Source organism: Blautia sp. SF-50 (assembly GCF_900101315.1).
Taxonomy (GTDB): domain Bacteria; phylum Bacillota; class Clostridia; order Lachnospirales; family Lachnospiraceae; genus Blautia_A; species Blautia_A fusiformis.
On the sequence record NZ_FMUW01000001.1, the window covers coordinates 181,190 to 203,661 of the forward strand.

Annotated in this window: 17 protein-coding genes; 3 read left to right on the forward strand and 14 right to left on the reverse strand. The window is 45.1% G+C overall.

Going from position 1 to position 22,472, the window contains the following annotated elements:
- Nucleotides 1-20: 20 nt before the first annotated feature.
- From BLP57_RS00860 to BLP57_RS00870, 3 genes are read right to left on the reverse strand one after another with little or no spacing between them, the layout of a single operon-like run.
- Nucleotides 21-1,028, reverse strand: a complete 1,008-nt coding sequence (locus BLP57_RS00860) for an ABC transporter permease (protein WP_092068559.1) — start codon at nt 1,026-1,028, stop codon at nt 21-23.
- Between the two features lie 3 nt (nt 1,029-1,031).
- A complete protein-coding gene (locus tag BLP57_RS00865; RefSeq protein ID WP_059086065.1) occupies nt 1,032-2,024 on the reverse strand; it encodes an ABC transporter permease in 993 nt (330 codons plus the stop codon).
- On the reverse strand, nt 2,024-3,529 hold the full coding sequence (locus tag BLP57_RS00870; protein ID WP_059086913.1) for a sugar ABC transporter ATP-binding protein: 1,506 nt from the start codon (nt 3,527-3,529) through the stop codon (nt 2,024-2,026). Before BLP57_RS00870 ends, BLP57_RS00865 begins: the two co-directional genes overlap by 1 nt.
- A 265-nt stretch (nt 3,530-3,794) precedes the next feature.
- Here BLP57_RS00870 and BLP57_RS00875 point away from each other — a divergent pair, with 265 nt between their 5' ends.
- The 3 genes from BLP57_RS00875 to BLP57_RS00885 are packed head-to-tail and all read left to right on the forward strand — an operon-like array spanning nt 3,795 to nt 7,611.
- A complete protein-coding gene (locus BLP57_RS00875; RefSeq protein ID WP_092068563.1) occupies nt 3,795-5,360 on the forward strand; it encodes a response regulator transcription factor in 1,566 nt (521 codons plus the stop codon).
- Complete coding sequence (locus BLP57_RS00880; protein WP_092068565.1) at nt 5,357-7,180, forward strand: sensor histidine kinase; 1,824 nt, start codon at nt 5,357-5,359, stop codon at nt 7,178-7,180. The genes BLP57_RS00875 and BLP57_RS00880 overlap by 4 nt, the downstream gene beginning before the upstream one ends.
- A gap of 47 nt (nt 7,181-7,227) precedes the next feature.
- On the forward strand, nt 7,228-7,611 hold the full coding sequence (locus BLP57_RS00885; protein ID WP_092068568.1) for a DUF3783 domain-containing protein: 384 nt from the start codon (nt 7,228-7,230) through the stop codon (nt 7,609-7,611).
- A 147-nt stretch (nt 7,612-7,758) separates the two neighbouring features.
- Here BLP57_RS00885 and BLP57_RS00890 read toward each other — a convergent pair whose 3' ends face one another.
- From BLP57_RS00890 to pfkB, 11 genes are all read right to left on the reverse strand, one after another.
- Nucleotides 7,759-9,177: an arabinose isomerase gene (locus BLP57_RS00890; protein WP_092068571.1), complete on the reverse strand. Its 1,419-nt coding sequence runs from the start codon at nt 9,175-9,177 to the stop codon at nt 7,759-7,761.
- A gap of 18 nt (nt 9,178-9,195) precedes the next feature.
- Complete coding sequence (gene rhaB, locus BLP57_RS00895) at nt 9,196-10,599, reverse strand: rhamnulokinase (RefSeq protein ID WP_015527297.1); 1,404 nt, start codon at nt 10,597-10,599, stop codon at nt 9,196-9,198.
- A gap of 271 nt (nt 10,600-10,870) precedes the next feature.
- Nucleotides 10,871-12,040 (reverse strand): substrate-binding domain-containing protein, encoded by a 1,170-nt coding sequence (locus BLP57_RS00900; protein WP_092068574.1) that lies wholly within the window; start codon nt 12,038-12,040, stop codon nt 10,871-10,873.
- 147 nt (nt 12,041-12,187) lie between these two features.
- Complete coding sequence (locus BLP57_RS00905) at nt 12,188-13,165, reverse strand: ABC transporter permease (RefSeq protein WP_092068577.1); 978 nt, start codon at nt 13,163-13,165, stop codon at nt 12,188-12,190.
- Nucleotides 13,166-13,176: 11 nt separating this feature from the next.
- Complete coding sequence (locus tag BLP57_RS00910) at nt 13,177-14,688, reverse strand: sugar ABC transporter ATP-binding protein (RefSeq protein WP_092068580.1); 1,512 nt, start codon at nt 14,686-14,688, stop codon at nt 13,177-13,179.
- 21 nt (nt 14,689-14,709) lie between these two features.
- The gene (locus BLP57_RS00915; RefSeq protein WP_092068583.1) at nt 14,710-15,684 is read right to left on the reverse strand and encodes an ABC transporter permease; all 975 of its coding nucleotides are present in this window, start codon (nt 15,682-15,684) and stop codon (nt 14,710-14,712) included.
- Between the two features lie 157 nt (nt 15,685-15,841).
- A complete protein-coding gene (locus BLP57_RS00920; RefSeq protein WP_092068585.1) occupies nt 15,842-16,849 on the reverse strand; it encodes a substrate-binding domain-containing protein in 1,008 nt (335 codons plus the stop codon).
- The gene (locus tag BLP57_RS00925; protein ID WP_015527303.1) at nt 16,846-18,633 is read right to left on the reverse strand and encodes a cache domain-containing sensor histidine kinase; all 1,788 of its coding nucleotides are present in this window, start codon (nt 18,631-18,633) and stop codon (nt 16,846-16,848) included. The genes BLP57_RS00920 and BLP57_RS00925 overlap by 4 nt, the downstream gene beginning before the upstream one ends.
- Complete coding sequence (locus BLP57_RS00930) at nt 18,630-20,246, reverse strand: response regulator (RefSeq protein WP_092068588.1); 1,617 nt, start codon at nt 20,244-20,246, stop codon at nt 18,630-18,632. Before BLP57_RS00930 ends, BLP57_RS00925 begins: the two co-directional genes overlap by 4 nt.
- Nucleotides 20,247-20,494: 248 nt before the next feature.
- Complete coding sequence (locus BLP57_RS00935; protein ID WP_021652139.1) at nt 20,495-21,496, reverse strand: aldo/keto reductase; 1,002 nt, start codon at nt 21,494-21,496, stop codon at nt 20,495-20,497.
- Between the two features lie 46 nt (nt 21,497-21,542).
- Nucleotides 21,543-22,472 (reverse strand): 1-phosphofructokinase, encoded by a 930-nt coding sequence (gene pfkB, locus BLP57_RS00940; protein ID WP_092068592.1) that lies wholly within the window; start codon nt 22,470-22,472, stop codon nt 21,543-21,545.

Below are 22,472 nucleotides of genomic sequence, written 5' to 3' on the forward strand. Positions count from 1 at the left end.
ATGGGTTTCAAAAGTGATATTTAGTTTTTCTTCATTGCGACTGCTTTTTTCACATCGCCGATGATATTCGGAAGAGCTACTGCTGCTACCAGAAGTACACCGATGATGAGAAGGATCACCTGAGCATTTACGTTCTTCTGTCCAAGGCCAACTCGTAAGCATACGATGATGAATGCAGAAATGATACCGCCGGCCAGGTTACCTTTACCACCTGTGGAGGAGATACCTCCGAATACTGCCATTGCAATGGCATCCATCTCAAATCCGTTACCGGTTGTTGTATTTGCACCGTAAGAAGAGGATACCAGGAATACTGCGCAAAGTCCGGACATAAGTCCCATAACTGTGTAGATGATGAAACGGATCTTCTCTACGTGAACACCTGCGTAATAAGCTGCCACACGGTTTGTTCCGATCGCATATGTACGGCGTCCGAATGTGCTCTTTCCAAGAAAGATCGCAAAAAGTACACCAAGGATCAGCACCAGGAAAAGAATATATGGAATATTTCCAACCTTTCCACCGATAGCACGGAAGCCATCTGTGTTTGTGATCGCAATACTTCCGCCGGCTCCAAGTGTTACCTCAGCGATACCACGGAAGATGATCTGTGTTGCCAGTGTTACGATCATTGGAGGCAGCTCCTTGAAACGGGTAAGGATAAATCCGTTAACCGCACCACAGAGGGCACCAACAACCAGTGCTGTAAGTACTACTACAATGAACGGAGCGTTTGTGTTGCAGACCATACAGCTTAAGGTAGCGGAGAGACACACGATCGCACCTACGGAAATATCGATCTCGCCTAATACCAGGATGTACGCCATTGGAAACATCATGAATACCTCTGCAAGGTAAACCGGCATCTGACGAAGAACACTCTTCATATTATAAAACTCAGAAAATGATGCGCAGAAAATATTTACCAGGATAAAGAGAATGACCAGGATGCCTTCCCAACTGAATATGATGTGTTTCATCGGATTTTCCGGCACATTGTTAATACTTCTTCCAGATTTTCCAGCCATGATTTACATCTCCCTTCCCTTTAATGCGTTTTTATCTGCGATTCTCTGCAGAACAACGTTGATCACAACTACTACCAGTATGATAACACCCTTGATCATGTTCTGCCACAGTGAACTGATACCTACAAGCGGAAGAGCTTTTGCGATCGTTGCAAGGATAATGGAACCGAGGAATGCACCTACTACGGTTCCACGTCCACCGCTCATGCTTACACCACCGATAACGCAGGCTGCGATAACATCCATCTCACCGCCGTACTGCATATCAGGCATTGCAGAAGCATAAACAGATACCTGAAGTGCTCCGCCAAGACCTGCGAGGAATCCCATGATCACATATACAAGAAGGTTGATATTCTTTGCATTGATACCGGAAACCTGTGCTGCGCTTGCATTACTTCCTACTGCGTAGATCCTTCGTCCTGTTCTTGTCCATTTCATAAAGAAGAAGAATACCACATAGCATACGATGATCACCCAGATAACCTTGTTGATCCCAAGGAAGCTGGTTGTTGCAAAATTCTTAAACTCACCAAGAGCTGCGGCACTTGCCCACTCACCACCGTGGGAAACAAGATAACCCATTGCTCTGTAGATGTACATAAAGCCCATGGTTGCAATGATAGGCGGAACGTTTGCTCTTGAAATCACAAGACCTACAACCAGTCCGCAGGCAATACCGATCGCCATTGCAATGATGAAAGCAAGTAATGTACTTGTGATATGTCCGTATTTCAGGAGCATACCGATGGACATACCGGAAAGTGCCAGAGTTGACATGATGGAAATATCGATTCCGCCTACCAGCATGACACACAGCATACCAAGTGACATTACCATTGTTACTGCATTATTTTTCAGCATCTCCATGAGTGACTTCGGCGTAAGGAATGACGGGCTGATCACTGTGACAACGGCAAACAGCACGACCACGATAATTGCCAGCAGAGCCTCTCGGGAGCCTGTAATCTTCTTGATAACAGATTTCTTTTCCATTATTTAGTCCCCTTTCCAGTGCTCTTTTCCATGGACAGCTCAAGGATTCCTTCCTGTGTTGCCTCTCCCCTGTTCAGTTCACCTGTCTTACGACCGTTGCACATAACGATGATACGGTCAGACATTCCAAGGATCTCAGGCATCTCGGAAGAGATCAGGATGATGGCATAGCCCTTCTTCGCAAGATCTCCCATGATCGCATAGATCTCGGCTTTTGCACCAACATCGACACCCTTTGTCGGCTCATCCATGATAACGACCTTCATTTCCTGAGCAAGTGCCTTGGCAACAACAACCTTCTGCTGGTTACCACCGGACAGTGAGCTTGCAGGCTGGAAAATATCAACAGCCTTGGTATCTACTTCTTCAAGAAGCTTCTTGGAAAGCTCTCTTTCTGCTTTCTCGTCATTGAATCCGGATTTTGCATATTTGCTGATGATCGGAAGGGTTACGTTTCTTCCAAGGCCCCAGCTCATGACAAGGCCCTGCTTCTGTCTGTCCTCAGGAAGAAGGATGATACCTTTTTCCATTGCTTCGGAAGGAGTCTTGATATAAACCTCTTTTCCCTCAAGGAAAACCTTTCCTTCGTCCGGATGGGTAATTCCGCTGACAGCTTCCATAACCTCTGTACGTCCTGCACCGACCAGACCGGTAAGACCTACGATCTCGCCTGCACGTACATTGAAGGAAACATCCTTGAAAAATCCTGTTCTGGAAAGATGTTCAATACGAAGCATCTCATCTCCCAGCTTAACCTCCGGCTTCGGGAACAGATCATTGATCTCACGTCCAACCATTGCCTTGATCAGATCTGCGTTTGTGATCCCGTTTACATCATAGGTTCCGATATACTGAGAATCACGGAATACGGTAACTCTGGAAGCCAGACGATACATATCCTCGAAACGGTGGGAAATAAAGATAATGGAAACGCCATTCTCTTTCAGCTTATCAACCAGTGTGTAAAGCTTCTCCGACTCGTTTCTGGTAAGTGCTGCTGTAGGCTCATCCAGAATGATGATCTTTGCATTTGTGGAAAGCGCTTTGGCGATCTCAACCATCTGCTGCTGTGCAACAGAAAGAGTTCCCATCTCAGCGGTTGCATCAAAATCTGCATCCAGCTCACCTAAGTACTTGTTCGCCTCCTGATTCATCTCTTTCCACTGGATCATATGATGTTTGATGATCTCGTGACCCATAAAAATATTTTCTGCAACTGTAAGGTGCGGATATGATGTCGGATGCTGATATACGGCTGCAATACCTGCCTCCTGGGCATCCTTCGGACCCTTGAAGTCAACCTTCTGTCCGTTCAGGAACATCTCACCTTCTTCTGCTTTATGTACTCCGGTAATAACCTTGATAAACGTAGATTTACCAGCACCGTTCTCACCCATCAGTGCGTGAACCTCACCAGGCTTGAGCTGGAACTGTACATTATTCAGAGCTTTGACACCGGGGAATATCTTCGTAATACCTTTTAATTCAAGAACATATTCTGACACGGCTCTTTCTCCTCCCTTTCCTTTAATCTGATTATATTCTATCATCCGGCCCACAGGTTGATAATGGGAATATTTTTGGATAAGGGTAAAATATTCTTCTTTTCCCTGTAAAATATTACTCATAAACCATTGTCCCATTCTCGTATTTCTATATACTTTATGCTATAATGATAACGCTGACGTTACAGTTTTCTGGGAATATAAACAGAACTGTAAACGTCCGATTTACGAAGCTATAAAGCTATGCTCGATTGGAGAATTGTATATGAAATTACTGATCGTCGATGACGAAGAACTTACGCGTACCGGACTGATCTCATCTATCGACTGGGATTCTCTGGGGATCACCGAGATTCTTCAGGCAGATGATGGTGTGAACGGACTGGAAATGGCCAGACTGTATAAACCGGAGATCATTCTCTGCGATGTACGGATGCCGCGGATGACAGGCATTGCCATGCTGGAGCGTCTGGAGAAATTCCTGCCGGACAGTATCCCTATCTTTATGAGCGGATATTCTGACAAAGAGTATCTGAAAGCTGCCATCAAACTAAAAGCCATCAATTACATCGAAAAGCCTCTGCATCCCGAGGAAGTACAGGCGGCAGTTCTGGAAGCGCAGACTCTTTACAAACAAAAGCTCCGCTCCCATCGTGGCGAAGCGATCCATTCTCAGGAAATCGCTACCCGGCTGGCACAGCAACTGACTCTTCCACCTTCCGATAACAACAAAATTGCAGATCTCTGTCTGGAGCTGGGGCAGCCGGAGCTTCTTGAGAACGGCATGAATTTTACCTCTGTGATCGTAAAGCTTAATGAATCTGTGGAGGCTTCCGGTATTTTCCTGGAAGATCTCCAGAACGACATTTCCTGTTTTCTGGAGCATTACCATCTGAAATGTCTTTTTGTGGAAAAAAGAGTTCAGTATCTGGTCCACCATATATATGGAAGGAATGCCCTTTCCCCGACTACCCTTTCCGCAGTGGGAAGCTATATTTCCAGACAATATGACACCTGCGGAAAGCATCTGATCGCAGCCGGAAATACCGTAACGGATATTTTCAGGGTTTATCAGTCCTACGCTTCTGCCGTGATCCTTCTGCAGAACTGTTTTTTCTTTCCGGAAAAAACATTTCTGACGGAAAATGCCATCCGCCTTCTTTCACCGAAGGGACCGGTTCCGGATTCCCTGCATTCACCGGAAAATACTTTTTCCAAATATCTCCTGGCCGTAGAAGAAGAACCCTGTTTTCAGTTTCTTGATGAGCTTTTCCGGTATTATAGCTGCAATCACACATTTATGCCTAACCAGATCCGTGATCTTTATTACCAGCTATTTAATACACTTTCGGCTTCCCGTAAAAAAAATCAGCTGGAAACCGAACTTCATGAAAAGCAGGATCTGATCGTAGATACGTTAAACAACGCCTTCACCTACGAAGAGCTTCACAAAGCTCTGAAAGAAAAAACCGCCCAGTATTTTGAAGATGCGAAAAATTCCCAGCCGGAAAATTCCACGATCTTTATGATCAAGGATTATATCAGCCGGAACTATATGAACGATACACTTTCCGTAAAAGATATCAGCGGCCATGTATACCTTTCCGCATCTTATGTATGCACTTTTTTCAAAAGTGAGACCGGACAGACTCTCAATCAATATCTGACAGAATACCGAATGGAAAAGGCCAAGCAGCTGCTTTCCGATCCCAGATACAAGATTTCCGAGATTTCTTCCAAGGTAGGCTATACGGATGGCAATTACTTCGGAAAAAGCTTCAAAAAATACTCCGGCTTTTCCCCGTCTGAATACCGGGAGAAAATGTCATGAGGGCCCTCTGGCGCCGTTTCAAAAACGGCTACCTGAATTTAAACCTGCAGACAAAATTCACCATTGCCCTGATCAGCATTGTGGTAGTTCCTGCCTGTCTTACCGCCTTTCTTTTTTATGGACGACTTTATAGCATGGTGGTTTCCAATACCATCCGGCAGGAACAGGACGCCTCCGCAAAAACTGCACCTCTGATCGAACGGACTATGGATACGATTCTCGCTACTACCCGTAATATTACAGGACAGAATTTTTTTCAGGAACTTTTTTATATGCCGGTCAGCGATTCAGCAGAACAGCTTGCAACATCTAACCATGCCACTGATTTTAAAAATGCCGTTCATCGTCTGACCACAGATTCCATTGTTACCGATGTACAGATCTATGTGGATTTTCCTGATGATCTGAAGACACTGGATACTTATCCCAGCACTGAGAATATCCTTGCTCCCTTAAGTCAGGCGAAAGGTACCTACTGGTACGGTATCTTTCAGGGAAACCGGAACACCCAGGAAATGTTCTGTCCTTCCTTCTATCTTGGTCCCAGGGAAAAAAAGAATTATGGTGATATGGCATATATCTGCCCTTTAAGCCTTTATTATCACTCCACTGCCTATAAGGCTTATCTGGCAGTGTATTATTCCGATGACAAGCTTACTTCCATTCTTTCCGACAATCTATCTCTAGAAGGAAGTGTTTCATATATTGTAAACGAACGTGATGCCATTGTTGCTACCTCAGATCTGTCATTATCCGGAATCTACCAACTGGATTACGACACCATCAAGGCTTCCTTTATGTCTTCCAATAACTTCATTGAGCGGAACATTCTGGACACAAAGGTTTATGCCGGTTTTTACAGTATTTCCAATACGGACTGGTTTATGGTGACGGTCCTTCCTTCCCCGCCGCTGATCCATGCGAGCAACCGACTGATGATCCAGATCGTACTGATCTATGCAGTTTTTCTGGTTCTGGCACTTATTTTTGCCAATGTACTGGCTCATTCCATTACCGGAAGACTTTCTTCTGTGATCCGGCAGATGCAGACCGTCCGCCACGGCCCGCCTACTCCTATGGAAAGTCCACAGGCACATGATGAGATCGGTAATCTTATCGATACCTACAACTATATGACTCGAAAAATGGAGGAACTGATGGAGAAGCAGGCTAAGGCTGCAGAAGATCTCCGGATCGCAGAATTCAATTCCCTCCAGGCACAGATCAATCCACATTTTCTTTATAATACCATGGATATGATCAACTGGATGGCACTGCAGGGACAGACCAATGAGATCAGTCACGCAGTGCAAAGTCTTTCCCGTTTTTATAAGCTGACTCTGAGCCGCAAAAAAGGAATCTCTACCATTGCAAGGGAGCTGGAGCATGTAACCATCTACGTGCAGCTTCAGAATATGCGCTACCACGACAGCATTGAGCTGATCACGGATATCCCGGATGAGCTTTCAGAATACCAGATCCCGAAGCTGACTCTTCAGCCTGTTGTGGAAAATTCCATTCTTCACGGGATCCTGGAAAAAGAATCAAAATCCGGAACTATTGTTATTACCGGATGGATGGAAAATGAGGATATTGTTCTTCTGATTTCCGATGACGGTGTTGGGATTTCGCCGGAAATCCTGTCAACTATCCTTTCCGGAAAGGGAAAAAGCCAGTCCGGCGGCACCAATATCGCAGTTTATAATACCCACCGGAGACTCCAAATTCTCTATGGAAATAATTACGGACTCACTTATTCCAGCAAGCCTGGAGAGGGGACGGATGTTGAGATCCGGTTCCCTGCACATCGTGAAAAGTAACTTACGTTCCAAAAAAATCTTTATTCAGAAATGAGGTATGACACTATATGAATACACAGCCAGAAGCTCTTTTATATAATTTTAGCGACCCGGAACGGTTTCGCCAGATCCGCCGCTATCTGAACCGTCAGAAGGTTAAGACACGGATCGTCACTGCTCCGGAATTTCTTCATCCGCTGGGATATCTTTTTGAGATTCCGGGATTTCATCCCTCATCCCAGTTTAATCTGGGAAGCAATTTCAACGATGAGATGATCGTGCTGAAGGATTTTTCCAGTGCACAGATGGATGGTTTTCTTGCTTTTTTCCGTGAAAACCAGCTCCCGCCTGTTGCACTGAAGGCCATGCTCACACCGGTAACTCAGCACTGGTCTTCCGTCCAGCTGCACGATGAGCTTCTCAAGGAGCACACACTTATGCATAAAAAATAAATAAAAATCCAAAGCTTTGATCTGCCGAATCTGCCTGCTGCATTTCCGGCAGATCTTTTTTATCTTATTTTTCCCACTGAAAAAGGAGACCGCTCCGCGCAGTCTCCTTTTTTGAATATGTTTTAGGTTGAATACATAAGAAAGAATTTATCTTGTCACGATATCTACCGGTACGTTAAAGATTTTTGCAACCTTCAGGATCGTATCGATGTGTCTTCCTGTAGCAGCTGCCATATGATGTGTCGGGCCAGCCTCGCTCCAGCGGTTAACGAACTCTCTTGCTCCGCATGTGAAGCGTGTTCTCATGTTTGTATCACCGAAGGAAAGGATCGGTCCCTCCTCGTTTACGCCCTCAGCTACAACGAATTTGAAGTTTCCGTCTTTATCCTGAGTGATCGCAAGGTAGGTCACCGGACCTGTGTACGGATAGAACTGTGTCAGATATCCGCCGCCTGTTTTGCCATGGAATACTTTTACGATCTTCATGGTTGGCTTCTTGTCAGAGATGTCCGCGTCACCGCTTCCGGAATGTCCGATGATGCAGATGTCATCATTGAAGTCGATGGAGTACATCTCAGAAAGCTGACCTGTACCGGAAATTGTCTTTAAGATACTCATTGCCATGGCAACCTTCATGTCACCCTCTACCGCACATGCAGTACCCTGTTTGATCAGCATAGAGAATGCCGGGATCAGCATACTGTCAAGGACACCTGCTTTACCCTGTGCAAATCCGTCGTAATGGGAAGCGATCATTCCAAGATGTTCGTCCTTTACCCATTTCTCAAAAGCAACAACATATTTGGCCATATCCCATACTTTCTCAATGGTGCCGCCGCCCTCAATATCGAATGTATCAAGGATATCCTGTGCTTTTGCACGGATTGCCTCCTCATCTGTAATATCATCAGCGATCGCCCACATCTTCTCCCAGTCGAACTGTTTTGTGTAGAGGAACATTCTGTTATAGAGGTTTGTCTCATCAATATACAGATCCATCATACCCGGATATGGTCTTCCGATCTGCGCAATGTTAGTCTCACGGAATCTTCTTCTTACCTGAGCAGCCTTGCACCAGTCTTCGATCTCAGCCTGAACTGCAGGATCTCCGCCTTCTACAACGCCTGTGATAACCGCATGTCTCTTGCCTGCTCTCTCAAGGTCAGCAACTGCCTCGCCTACAGCACCGCATGCATAGCCTTCACCCAGCCAGGAGGCAATGTCAGTGTGCTCATAATCTAGCGCTTTGATCTTCTGAACGTTTACAAGAACAACCGGAACATCCAGATCACGGATCGCCGGAAGCATGTTGTAGGATGTTGCGTATGTCAGCATCTGAAGAAATACAAGGTCAACATCTGCTGCACGGAACTTATCTCCTGCCACCATTGCCTGCTCTTTTGTTGTCACTATTCCGCCGTCAACGATCTCTACTGTATCCGGGATCGTTTTCTTGAATGCGTCGTACTGTGCCTCAAATTCCGGCACCAGTGACGGAAACTGCGGAAGATATGCGCCTAAAGCAATTGAAAATACACCAACTTTTGCCTTTGTGTTAACTAACATAATAAGACCTCCAATTATTTATGCTTTGTATACTTTAATACCGAAGGACTCATGGATGGTTGTACGAGCCTCCTCGATCGTTTTAAACTCCTCGGCCTTCAGCATCTGTGCTGTGATATTACCGATTGCAGTAGCTTCACCAGGGCCTGCATGGATTTCTTTCTTTGTAGCTTTTGCAGTCAGCTCATTTAAGTATCCTGCATTGGAACCACCGCCTACGATATGGATACGGCTGTAGGTTCTTCCTGTCATCTCCTCGATTTCTTTTGCGATCTTAGCGTAGCAATCTGCAAGGCTTGTATAGATAACGGTTGCAATCTCGCCAAGAGTTTCCGGAACCTGCTGTCCTGTTCTGCGGCAGTAGTCCTGAACCTCTTTTGTCATGTTCTCAGGAGAAAGGAAGCACTCATCGTTTGCGTTTACTCTTGACGGGAAGTCTTTTGCCTCCTCAGCCATCTCGCAGATCTGTGCAAAGCTGTACGCATCATCAAACTCATGACGTACAGACTGGATCATCCAGAGACCCATGATGTTCTTCAGATAACGGAAACGTCCTGCATATCCACCCTCGTTTGTGAAGTTCATCTCACAGCTCTTCTCAGAGCAGTCTGCTTCTTTTCTCTCGATTCCCATCAGAGACCATGTTCCGGAACTGATATAAATGAAATCGTCATCATTTGCAGGTACAGCCAGAACTGCAGACCCTGTATCATGTGTAGCCGGTGCTACAACCTCAAGATCAAAGCCAACTGCTTCCTTCACTGCGTCTGTTAAATGTCCGATGCTTGTGCTAGGCATGATCAGCTTCTGGAATATCTTTCTTGGATATCCCAGCATATCGATCAGCTCATAATCCCAGTCCTTGGTTGTCGGGCATACAAGCTGTCCTGTGGTTGCCTCTGTGTACTCGCAAGTTTTTTCGCCTGTAAGAAGAAAATGGAAGTAGTCCGGTACATGAAGAAGTGTCTCAGCCTGCTCCAGATACTCAGGATGTTTCTTCTTCACTGCCATCAGCTGATATACTGTATTGTAGATCGCTTTCTGGATACCGGTTCTTGCATACAGATCCTTCAGGGAAATTGTCTTATAAACTTCCTCGTCCATTCCCTCTGTACGATGATCACGGTAGCCTACCGTGTTGCCAAGAACCTTGTCATCCTTGTCTAGAAGCACGAAGTCAACACCCCAGGTATCAACACCCATGCTTACCGGGATCTTGCCGATCTCTTTACATTTCTTAAGACCATTTACGATCTCGTTGAAAAGGCGGTCAAACTCCCAGCAGAGCTCTCCATCCTTCTTAACCATGCCGTTCTCAAAACGATAGATTTCTTCCAGGATCATTTTTCCGTTTTCCATATGTCCCAGAATGTGACGTCCACTGGATGCTCCGATATCTACTGCTAAATAATATGTTGCCATTTTTAAATCCTCCTCAATATGTAAGCTTCTGATCACTTTCATATCTGATGTTGTATTTATCATACATCAGGATCCTTCCGGTGATAAGAACCTCTTTTGTCAAAAAAAGTGTCTTTATTTGCCAATAATACAGCGATTATTTATGAACTACTACATTATTTGTTTAAAAAATCCGCTGACTGAATCAGCCAGCGGATCTCTTATTTCATACGTCCGTGAACGCAATCCGCGTTCATTATAACTTCACGATCTTATCAATTATATGATTTGATTAATCATAAAGGTTAGGAGCGATATCCTCGTCTTCCATATTTGTTGCATCATACCAGTAACCCTCTGTAGGAACATCCTGAAGCTCCTGGCCGTTTGCTGCTGCTGTCAGAGCGTAGATTGCATAGTATCCCATCATAAGAGGAGACTGTGTAACAGCACCAATGAATGTGCCATCTTTAACAGCTGCTTTGATGATAGAACCAGCATCGAAACCAACACCAACTACATCACCGTTTGCCGGGTCAGAACCAAGAACGTTAAGGTTAGCATTTGCTGCAAGAACACCCTCTGCAGAAACCTGGTTGGAACCGAATACTGCGATACAGTTCTCCTGGGAAAGGATTGCCTGAGCCTCTGTGGAGCAAAGCTCTACAGTTGTCTGTGCCGGAACAGCTACCTGGATAACAACGTCTGCGTCTTTAGCATCAGCATCAGCACCCTCTGCTGCGTTAACATAGAACTCGTTACCGCTTACTGCTACAGTCTTGCCATCAGCCTGAAGAAGCTCGATCATCTTGTTGATGAATCCAGTACCACGCTGCTGAATGTTCTGAGCTGTTGCATCCTGGTTAACCTCACCGATGATAACCTGTCCGTCAGCATCTTTAACAACGTCTTTAATGGAGTTGTACATATTCTCAGCTGCTACTGCACCAGCCTGTGCGTTGTCTGTACAAACCTCGCATACTACAGATCCTTCCGGAGCATCAGCGATACCTGTATCGAAAGTTACAACCGGGATACCTTTTTCTGCACATGTCTTAAGAGCATCCTGAACAGAAGATGTATCGCAAGCTGCAAGTCCTAATCCAACAGGATTGGAGCCGATAGCTGTGTTGATCATGTTAACCTGGTCAGCGATATCGGACTCACTGTTCGGTCCCTGTGCTTTATAAGTAACGCCCAGCTCCTCAGATGCTTTCTTCATACCTTCCTGAGCTGCATCCCAGTATGTAGACTGGAAAGATTTAACCATCATCGGGAACTCATAAGCTTCGTTTGCTTTCAGTCCGTCGAACTGTGCGGTAGGATCCTCAGCTGCTGTGGAATCTGCGGATTCCTCTGTTGCTGCATCTTCTTTCTCCTCAGCTGCAAAAGCTGCTGTTGCGCTCATGCTTGTTACCATTGCTGCACAGAGCATTAATGCCATAACCTTTTTTGCTTTCATATAATATTTCCTCCTTAAAATATATTATATAGTTTTTTATGTTCATACGCCGTTGCTACCCCTTGGCGTTTCACATCTTTGATTATCGGGTGCTGTTCACATTTCTCTGTAAACAGCACCCTTACTTATTATACACACTTCTTAATATCAATGTGCTGCTTTTTTCTCTTTCAAGATATCGATCAGAACGGCTACGATCAGAACGATACCAGTGATGATCTGCTGCCAGTTTGCCTGCAGGCCGATATATGGAAGACCTGTTTTCAGAAGCATGATGACGAAGATACCAACGAATGTACCGATCACGGAACCATATCCACCGGTAGCTGCTACACCACCAACGAATACACCACCGATAGCATCCATCTCAAGTCCGGCACCAGTACCAGGCTGTACAGTAGGTGTTACTGCTGCGTATGCGATTGCTGCAAGACCTGTAAACAGACCGCAGACAACGTATACCATTACGTGATAGAACTTTGTATTGATTCCAGAAAGGGCTGCTGCCTCTTTGTTGGAACCGATTGCAATTGTGTAACGACCGAATTTGGTGTGGTTCAGGATGTACTCCATAAGAAGAACCAGAATGATCATCCACAGGAAACCGAGCGGATAACGTGAAGCACTTCTTCCTGTACCAACGGTTACTTTAAAGATTGTGTGGAACCATCCACCGTCCTGTGTAAGTCCCGGCCAAGGTGTCGCACTGCAAAGAGATCCGGCACCACGGGTAATCATACATGTACAAAGCGTTGCAAGGAATGGCGGCAGGTTCATAACACCAATAAGTACACCGTTTAATGCACCAACTGCGATACCAAGTACGATACAGATGATCATAGCAAGTGCTACCGGGCAGTTGTTGTTTCTGATCAGTGTTCCTGCGATCAGTGCGTAAGCTACCATACCAGTTCCGATTGACAGGTCAACACCACCAGTGATAAGCGGGAATGTAACTCCGATCGCCATAAGAAGATCGTAATATGAGAAATCCAGCATACTCAGGATCGTGGTGTACTGTCTGAATTCTTTACTCAAGCCTGAGAATATTGCACACAGGACAATGATAACGAGCAAAACAATAAATCTCTGATCACTTAAAATACTTTTTTTCTTCTTAGTCATGACTTTCCTCCTTAATTGATATTCCGTGTGGCCTTGTCCATGATGTTTTCCTGGGTTGCCTCGGAGATATCAATACATCCGGTAACTTTACCCTCACACATGATGATGATACGGTCACTCATTCGGAGAACTTCCGTCATCTCAGAAGAAATCATGATAATGGATTTTCCTTCTGCTGCCAGTCTGTTCATTAATTTGTAGATTTCGTTCTTAGCACCAACATCGATACCTCTGGTAGGCTCATCGAAAATAAGGATGTCACTGTCTCGTGTCAGCCATTTTGCGATAACTACCTTCTGCTGGTTACCACCGGAAAGGTTAACTACCAGCTGGTCTGTAGTAGGTGTCTTAGTTGCAAGTTCGTTTACATATTTCTCAGCAACTTTTTTCTCTTTTGCTTTGTTGATAAAGATACCATTGGTAAACTCTTCCATTGTTGCCAGTGTTGTATTCTCTGTTACAGATTTCTGTACAACACAGCCGTATCTTCTTCTGTCCTCTGACAGATAACCAATACCGTATTTAACAGCATCCTGCGGGCTGTTGATGGTAACTTCGTGAAGCTGTCCATCTTTACCCATAACAGAGATCTTACCACTCTGTTTCGGGTCTGCTCCGAACAGTGCTCTGGCTGTCTCGGTACGTCCTGCCCCCATTAGTCCTGAGAAACCAAGGATCTCACCTTTCTTCAGTTCAAAGCTTACATCTTGAACCATCTTTCCTGCGTTCAGATGTTCAACCTTAAGAACTACCGGTGCATCTGCCGGAACCGCACTCTCCTGCTTCGGATCCTCATAAATAACACGACCAACCATCATGTTGATGATATCTTCTTTTGTACTGTCTTTTGTGATGAGGGTTCCTACGTAACCACCATCTCGCATGACTGTTACACGGTCGGTGATGGTTTTGATCTCATCCATACGGTGTGAGATATACACGATACCAAGATTTTTCTTACGAAGGTCACGGATGATCTCGAACAGATCCGCGATCTCTTTCTCGGTAAGTGCTGCGGAAGGCTCATCGAAGATGATGACCTCAGCTTTATGAGAGATTGCTTTTGCGATCTCACACATCTGCTGTTTTCCGACTGTCAGGTTTTTCATCTTTTCCTTCGGATTGATCTCAATGTTCAGATCCTGGAAAAGCTTCTTTGAATCCTCGATCATCTTTTTGTCATCAATGCGGAAACCTTTTTTCGGTTCACGTCCGATGAAGATGTTCTGAGCAACGGTAAGATCACCTACCATGTTCAGCTCCTGATGTACGATTACAACGCCGGCATCCTGTGCCTCACGTGTATTGTGGAATTCTGTTTCCTGTCCTTTGTAAACGATGGAACCTGAATCCTTCTGATAAATACCGGTAAGAACCTTCATCAGTGTTGATTTACCGGCACCGTTTTCTCCCATAAGTGCATGTACTTCGCCGCGTTTTACTTCGAAATTAACGTGATCCAGAGCATGAACTCCAGGAAAGGACTTATCAATGTCCTTCATAGTTAAAATAACTTCACCCATTGTCGCATCCTCCCTCTAAGATCAGTTCTTTCTGCGTCTTGCAGAAACGTCGATATAAACTGCAACGATAACGATGATACCTGTGATGATCATCTGCTGTCCTTTACCAAGGCCAAATGCCATGATGCCCTGCTGAAGAAGAGAGATGATAAATACGCCGATTACAGTACCGCCGATGGAAGCAAGTCCACCAACCATGGATGTACCACCCATAACGCAGCCTGCAATAGCCTCATTGTTGTACTGATCGCCATAACCAGGCTGAACAGTTGTGTATGTAGCTACAAAGAAGAGTGCTCCAATACCTACCAGGAATCCGCAGATCACATAAGCAAGCATTTCCCATTTCTTTGTGTTAACACCGGAAAGGCGGACAGCCTCTTTGTTGGAACCAAGGCAGAGGATGTAACGTCCCGGTTTTGTGTTGTAAAGAACGATACCGCAGATAACTGCCATTCCCAGGAAGATAATGATTCCTACAGGGAAGCCGTTTACGGAAACGATATTACGGAACCAGCCGTTTGCATCGCTGGCTGCCGGCCAGCTTACAGACTGTGTTTTTGTGAATACAGAAGCAATACCTTTTGCAATGTTCATGGATGCCATGGAAATAATGAATGGTGGCACTGACATGTAAGAAACCATCCAGCCATTGAAAATACCAAAGCAGAGACCGATCAGAATGCAAAGGATCATGGCAACTGCACACGGAACCTTGTAGGATGTCATGCAGTAACCGGATACCAGTGCACAGCAGAACATTACAGGTCCGATGGAGAAATCAATTCCTCCTGTAGCGATTACGAATGTAACGCCAAGTGACAAAAAGCCCAGGAAGTACACATAGTTCAAAGTAGATCTGATACTATCAACAGCCGGAAACTTGTTTCCAAGAACTACTTTAAAAACCAGGAACATAAGAATCAGAACACAGACAAGAAGTATTCTGTTCAATCCGAGCTTCTTAACGATTGGATTTTGTTTTAAGTTTTCCAATTTTTACCCTCCTCACGTTTTGCACGTATCTTGTGTTTTCTTGGTTATTATAATACCGTCAAAAATCAATAATTGTAATAGAATATCTTTCAAAAAAAGGTTAAATATTTACTGTATGGTAAATATTTAACCCTTTTCTTTGTGCATTTATGACTATTTACGATGTAAGATCACCATATGTTTTTAACGTATTAAACGGGAAAAGCAGTTTTTCGATCTCACTGGTATACATATTGTCAGGTGTCACCAGCTGGCACCCGGAATTAATATTCTTCTTATAGTCTCCTCCACGCAGCATCTTAACAGTTTCCCGAACACCCACATATCCCATTTTAAATGCCTTCTGTACAACGATTCCCTGGAAGATTCCGTGTTCCATCAGCTGGACGGCCTCCTGTGAGCTGTCTACTCCCACCACCCTGATCCGGTTCTCTGCTTTTGCTGCCTTTACTGCTCTTGCAGCACCTACAGAGGAATATTCATTCATTCCCGCGATCATCTTGAGATCCGGATATTTTTTCATCAGCTCTTTTGTAAGCTCATAGGACTTGTCATACTGAGAATCACAGTATACCACATCTACGATATTATCCTTCAGACTGCCAAGTCCTGTCCGGAAACCTTTTTCTCTTTCAACTGCTGTAGATACACCCTTTACATGTGAAACGATCGCAATCTGATCATCCGTTCCCACAAGATCCTTCGCAAACCTGCCAAGGATCTGTCCCGCTTCCAGATTATCGGTCGCAACGGTAAGATCCTGGACCTCTTCCTGTGTGTAGGAATCAATAAATGCGATATGTATTCCCTGTTCCTTTGCCTTCTTCAAAAGCTGGTCGGATTCAGTGAAGCTGGACGGCGAGATCAGGATCGCGTCCGGTTTTTCTTCTATTGCCCTTTCGATCAGCTTGTTCTGCCCAGCCACATCATTCTCTTCCTCAGGTGCCCATACGCGGATATCTGCATTATATTCCTTTGCAGCCATCTCCGCCCCCTGGATCAGTGATGTCCAGAAATCATTGGTACCGTCCACAACCTTCGGAATATAGATCAGCGATAGTTTTCTCTCTTCTTTTACCTGTTTATAATAGACTATTCCGGCTACAAGCCCCGCCACAAGGCAGATGACCACTCCTAAAGTCAGGAGTTTTCTATGTTTTTTCATATTGATTCCTCCTGTATTCCCGGAATGGTGATCGTGGCAGTGGTTCCGACACCTTTTTCACTTTCATAGGTGATCCCGTAATTTTCTCCATAATAAAGCTTCAGACGTTTCTGTACATTGTAAACACCCACACCATTGGAATGATAATTCACCTTATGCTTATCATAAATATGTGACAATGTTTCCTCATCCATACCTACACCGTTGTCGATCACCTGAAGAACTGCATTTCCGTCCTTCATAAAGCCTTTTACCTGCAAAAGTCCCTTACTCTCTTTATATTTCAGTCCATGATAGATGGCATTTTCAATGATCGGCTGGAGAACCAGCTTGATCAGAGGGATATTTAATATAGAAGGTTCTACATCGATCTCGAATTCCAGCTTGTCCTTGTAACGCATCTTCTGGATCGTAAGATAACCCTTGGCATACTCCACTTCCCTTGCAAGAGGAACCACTTCATCTTCATTACTGATGCTCTGACGAAGAAGACGCGCCAGGGATGCTGTCATCAGAACAACTTCTTCGTACTTTCTGCCCTCTGCCATCCAGATGATCGAATCCAGGGTATTGTAGAGAAAATGAGGATTGATCTGGGACTGAAGGGCCTTAAGCTCACTTTTTCTCTTTGCTTCCTGTTCCTTCACGTTCTGCTCCATAAGATCCTGTATCCTATGTGTCATCACATTGAAAGATTTCGTCAGGCTTCCGATCTCATTCTCTGAATCGATCTCCACATCTGCTCCGTCAAAATGCCCTTCCTGTACTCTGGACATGGAATCTCTGAGACGCTGAAGAGGATATGTAAGACTCTTTGCCAGAAATCTGGAAAAAAGCAGTGCCACGATCATCAGAAGTGCGGAAATAAGCACATAAATACTCTGTGCCTGATTGCTTTTGCGCAGAAGCTCGCTGACGCTCATACAGCCCACAACGGTCCATCCGGTTTTATTTGATCTGGAAATGGAATACAGCTTTCCTCTGTTTCCCTTTTCGGTACGCACCGTATCTTCTTTTGATTTCACGATCAGGTCGATATTCTCAGTCTGCAATTCATTGTAAAGCTGCTGCTGTTGGGGATGGTATACAATATTTCCGCTTTCATCCAGAATGAATGCGTATCCCTTTTTCCCGATCGTATTCTGATCACAAAGTTCACTGATGGCACTGTAATTCAGATCAATAAAAAAGACTCCCTCTTTCTCACCACTGTTGGAAAAATTACGGATTCCCCTGCTTAAAGTGATCACCCACGGACGCTCTCCGCTGATGATGTGCTGTACATGAGAAGATGTAAGAAGCGGGCCTTCCGGCTTCTGTAAAGCTTCCAGATACCACTCCTGGGTGGAAAGCTTCAGATCCGGATTCACAGACTGTTTGCCGTCGTTGATCAGCTTCCGTCCATTACTTCCAATGATCCCAAGATTTCGGATATCACTTCGTCCATCCAGAATAGTCTTGAACTGATTGATCAGACGCTCTCTTGTTCCATTGTCCACATTTTCACCAAAAAGATATTGCTGTACATCCTCGTTACTGGAGATCATATAGGCTATATTTTCCATGTAATCAATATAGGAATCAATATTCTGATTCATCTGCTGCACGATATTCTGGGTGTAGACAGCAGAATTTTCAAAAATAGAATTGCGGGTATATCTCATGGAAACACCTGTTATGACCAGCACCGCACTTAAAAGCAGCACCGTCACTACCGCAAAGATCGCACTCTGGATACTCTTAAATTTTCCTATGATCTTTGCCGCAAACCGGATATCTCTCATTTACGTTTCTCCCTTGCATATTCTGTTGGTGTGCAGCCGGTCATTTTTTTGAAGGAGATCCCAAAATAATGGGGATCTGCAAATCCGACTTTCTCGGCAATTTCATAATTCTTCATAGTTGTATTCTCCAGAAGTTCCTTCGCCTTCTCCATGCGGGTACGGATCAGAACCTCTGTAAAAGTCTCTCCCGTAAGATCCTTAAAGATCGTACTGAAATAGCTTGTACTGATATTCAGATAGGAACAGATACTGTTCAGGCTTAAATCCGGATCCATATAATTCTTCTGGATATAATCCAGGGCAAGTCTGGCCTGACGCTGTCCGCTGGAGCTGTTTGCATCGGAAAGTGTCTGGAAAATCTCTCCGATATGATTCCTGACCAGTTCAACAGCACTGTCAAAAGAATTCTGCTCCGTAACCTGCTGCAGAAGTGCTTCTCTTTTGGAAAAAAGCCTGTTGTCCGGAACCATATCCTCACAGGTCTCATCTGCTGCACGGATGATCTGCTGAAGATACACGCAGGCACGACTCTTATCCACCCGCGCTTCCTTGATCTCAGAAGAGATCTGTTCCAGAATATGCTCTGCGTTTTCCTTTTTACCCGCTTTCAGAGCAGCTGGCAGCTTCTCTACATAAGCTTTAATGGAAAGATTTTTTTCCTCCGGCTGTTCTTCCATATCAATAAGAAGGCTTCCTCCAAGAAGATAACGATATTCAATAGCTTTCTCTGCAAGTTCATGGGATGCACGAAGCTCCTGCTGAGTTCTGGCCCAGCTTCCCACACCGATAGAAATATCCAGCGACATCAGTTCCTTCAGCTTATCCTGGATCGTCCTGCAGATCTCCATGATCTTGTGTTCAAACTCTCTGGTACGGTTTCCCATGAAAAGAGCACCGACCTTGTTATTTCCGGCCTGATATGCCACTCCTGCTTTTTCTTTGCTGATGATCTCATCACTGATATTAAAAAGGACAAAAGACATCAGTGCACTCTCCTGGCGTTTCTCCGCAGTAAGCTGACTGCCGTCCGAATACAGATCCAGATCAAAAACAGCCACACGATAACATGCTGCCTCAAGATCGATTCCCAGTGCTGCAAGCTCTTCCAGACTTTCCTTCCGTGTCTTGATATTATCCACAAAGCCCTGCAGCGCTCTGGAACGGATCACAATGGCGTTTTTCTGATAATTCTCGGAAGTCTGTGTCAGACGTTCCAGCTTCTCTTTTTCTTTTCTTTGCTGGTCCACCTTCTCCTTCATTTTTCCGATAACATTTCTGAGTTCCATGGCGGTCACCGGCTTCAGCATATATTCACTGACACCATACTGGATCGCCTTCTTGGCATACTCGAATTCTCCGAATCCGCTGAAGATCACGATCACGATGTCCGGATAATTATCATGGAGAAAACGGCTCAGTTCCATACCATCCATATATGGCATAAGGATATCTGTAAGCACGATATCCACCGGATGGTTCTGTACAAATTCCGCTGCTGCTTTCCCGTTATCACAGTCTCCTACCAGCTCACAGTCCATTGCTTTCCAGTCAATATTCTCCCGGATCGCATCTCGAACAAGTATCTCATCATCTACCAGTAAAATACGATACATAATTTCTGTTGTCCCCCTCTGATCAGTTTCTGTTGTTTTTATTGCACATCCCCCTGACAGATCCTTCCCCCCGTCTCTGTCATTTTCATTGGTAAGATTACTGTCCTTTCTGTGAACAATAACTGTTAATTCTTTTTATATGTTAACATGTTTGGTTAAAATTTACAACGGAGTTTCTTAGTCCAAATTAAATATAAAGAAATCCCGCATCCAACATATGGGATACGGGATTTTCCTGCATATTTTTATTATTTTACGATAACGCCATCCTCATCCCAGAGGTCATGCCAGTCATTTGCACCATGCCACAGGAATACCTGGCCTTTTACAAGACGGTTGCCTTTTTCCAGAGTTGCGATGGTTGCCATTTCCTCATCTGTAAGTGGATCCTCTGTGACACATTTCAGGTTGCTTGCATAGTTGTGGACAGAGAACGGAATGGAGATCTCGCCTCTCTGATGTGCCCACTTCAGAGCGATCAGAGCCGGGTGAACCCCATGTGCTTTTGCGATTGCCTGCATCTCCGGAACCTCCAGATCCGCAACATCCTCCGGGCAGATATCTCTCTCCGGTCTGCGTGGAGAACCGATTGGCATATAGCCTACCGGCTGGATGTTATGCTCTACCAGATAATCATAAAGCTCCTGCTGCTGGAAGCATACATGAAGCTCAAGCTCACAGGTTGCAGGTTTGATCTTCATAAGCGGAAGAACTGCCTCAAGCTTCGGAATGGTCATATTGGAAATACCAATGTAACGGATCTTTCCTTTTTCTACCAACGCCTCACACTGGCGGTATGTATCCATAAACTCCTCCACACTGAAGGGTTTGGAATCCGGATTTCTGGAATCCACATCACATCCCGGTGCATGATAGTTCGGGAATGGCCAGTGGATGAAATACATATCCACATAATCGCACTGAAGATCCTTAATGCTCTTGTCGCAGGCTTCCTCTACTCTTCTGTGCATGTCGTTCCATACCTTTGTCATGATAAAAAGATCCTTACGCTCTACAACACCTTCGTCAAAAGCGTCCTTAAATACCTGGCCGATCTCATGCTCGTTTCCGTAGCATGCGGCACAGTCAAACATACGGTAGCCACTGCGGATCGCGCCTGCAACAGCTGCAGATACATCCTCTGCGGATACACGGTCGGAACCGAATGTTCCCATTCCGACACACGGGACCTGCTCGCCGGAAGGAAGTGTCACTTTCGGCACAATTGCCGGATTGATAACTTCTGCCATCTTTACATCTCCTTTTTTATAAAAATTTTTTTATTATAAGCTTATCTTATAAACGCCTGATCTCGATCTTCGGAAGAAGAGCCTCCATATCCTCCATCACAAAGAAGCCCGTTTCCTCGCGCATGGCTGCCGCCGCTGAGATCGCACTGGCTCTTTGCAGAGTCTCTTCCAGGGAAAGTCCCTCACTTAATCCAAGGGCAAAGCCTGCGATCATGGAATCTCCGCAGCCTACGGTATTTACCGCATCGATCTTCGGAACCACCGCACGGAAAATCCCTTCCTCTCCGACTGCCAGGGAACCATCTGCTCCAAGCGAAACCGCCACGATCTCCACACCACCGGCATGGATGGCTTTCGCTGCTTCAATGATATCGTTGATATCGTCACAATGCTTGCCTGTCAGCATACGGATCTCATCAATGTTAGGCTTGATCAGTGTCGGTGCTGCCTTGATTCCCTCTTCCAGAAGCTTGCCGCTGGTATCCAGGATCACCGGTTTTCCGGCGTCTTTCACAATCTTCACAAGGCGCTGGTAGGCACTTCCGTCAAGTCCCTTCGGCACGCTGCCGGACATCGCCACAACAGAAGCGTCTTTTACAAGCTGGCGAAATTTTTTCTCAAAGCCCTCAAAATCTGCCTCTGTCAGTGTAAATCCCGGCTCCAGGAATTCGGTCTGTACATGATTCACCTCATCCCAGATGTTGATACAGGAGCGACTCTCCGCATCTACATGGTAAAAAGCACTCTTAATGCCAAAGGGTTTCAGGGCAGCTTCTATATAATTGCCTGCGTGGCCGCCTACAAAGCCGGTGGCAACCACTTCAGCACCGTAAATGGACGCCGGCTTGGAAACATTCAGTCCCTTTCCGCCGGGAACGTAGGTACATTCACGCACACGGTTCACTTCGCCCACTTTAAAATCATCCACTACATAACGCTTGTCAATGGCAGCGTTTAAGTTCACTGTCAGAATCAT

Bases quoted from the DNA above. Each gene is read 5' to 3' on its own strand.
- BLP57_RS00900 (WP_092068574.1), bottom strand. From the start codon at position 12,040: ATGAAAGCAAAAAAGGTTATGGCATTAATGCTCTGTGCAGCAATGGTA.
- BLP57_RS00880 (WP_092068565.1), top strand. From the start codon at position 5,357: ATGAGGGCCCTCTGGCGCCGTTTCAAAAACGGCTACCTGAATTTAAAC.
- BLP57_RS00925 (WP_015527303.1), bottom strand. From the start codon at position 18,633: ATGAGAGATATCCGGTTTGCGGCAAAGATCATAGGAAAATTTAAGAGT.
- BLP57_RS00865 (WP_059086065.1), bottom strand. From the start codon at position 2,024: ATGGAAAAGAAATCTGTTATCAAGAAGATTACAGGCTCCCGAGAGGCT.
- BLP57_RS00935 (WP_021652139.1), bottom strand. From the start codon at position 21,496: ATGGCAGAAGTTATCAATCCGGCAATTGTGCCGAAAGTGACACTTCCT.
- BLP57_RS00920 (WP_092068585.1), bottom strand. From the start codon at position 16,849: ATGAAAAAACATAGAAAACTCCTGACTTTAGGAGTGGTCATCTGCCTT.
- BLP57_RS00875 (WP_092068563.1), top strand. From the start codon at position 3,795: ATGAAATTACTGATCGTCGATGACGAAGAACTTACGCGTACCGGACTG.
- BLP57_RS00905 (WP_092068577.1), bottom strand. From the start codon at position 13,165: ATGACTAAGAAGAAAAAAAGTATTTTAAGTGATCAGAGATTTATTGTT.
- rhaB (WP_015527297.1), bottom strand. From the start codon at position 10,599: ATGGCAACATATTATTTAGCAGTAGATATCGGAGCATCCAGTGGACGT.
- BLP57_RS00885 (WP_092068568.1), top strand. From the start codon at position 7,228: ATGAATACACAGCCAGAAGCTCTTTTATATAATTTTAGCGACCCGGAA.
- BLP57_RS00910 (WP_092068580.1), bottom strand. From the start codon at position 14,688: ATGGGTGAAGTTATTTTAACTATGAAGGACATTGATAAGTCCTTTCCT.
- pfkB (WP_092068592.1), bottom strand. From the start codon at position 22,472: ATGATTCTGACAGTGAACTTAAACGCTGCCATTGACAAGCGTTATGTA.
- BLP57_RS00930 (WP_092068588.1), bottom strand. From the start codon at position 20,246: ATGTATCGTATTTTACTGGTAGATGATGAGATACTTGTTCGAGATGCG.
- BLP57_RS00860 (WP_092068559.1), bottom strand. From the start codon at position 1,028: ATGGCTGGAAAATCTGGAAGAAGTATTAACAATGTGCCGGAAAATCCG.
- BLP57_RS00890 (WP_092068571.1), bottom strand. From the start codon at position 9,177: ATGTTAGTTAACACAAAGGCAAAAGTTGGTGTATTTTCAATTGCTTTA.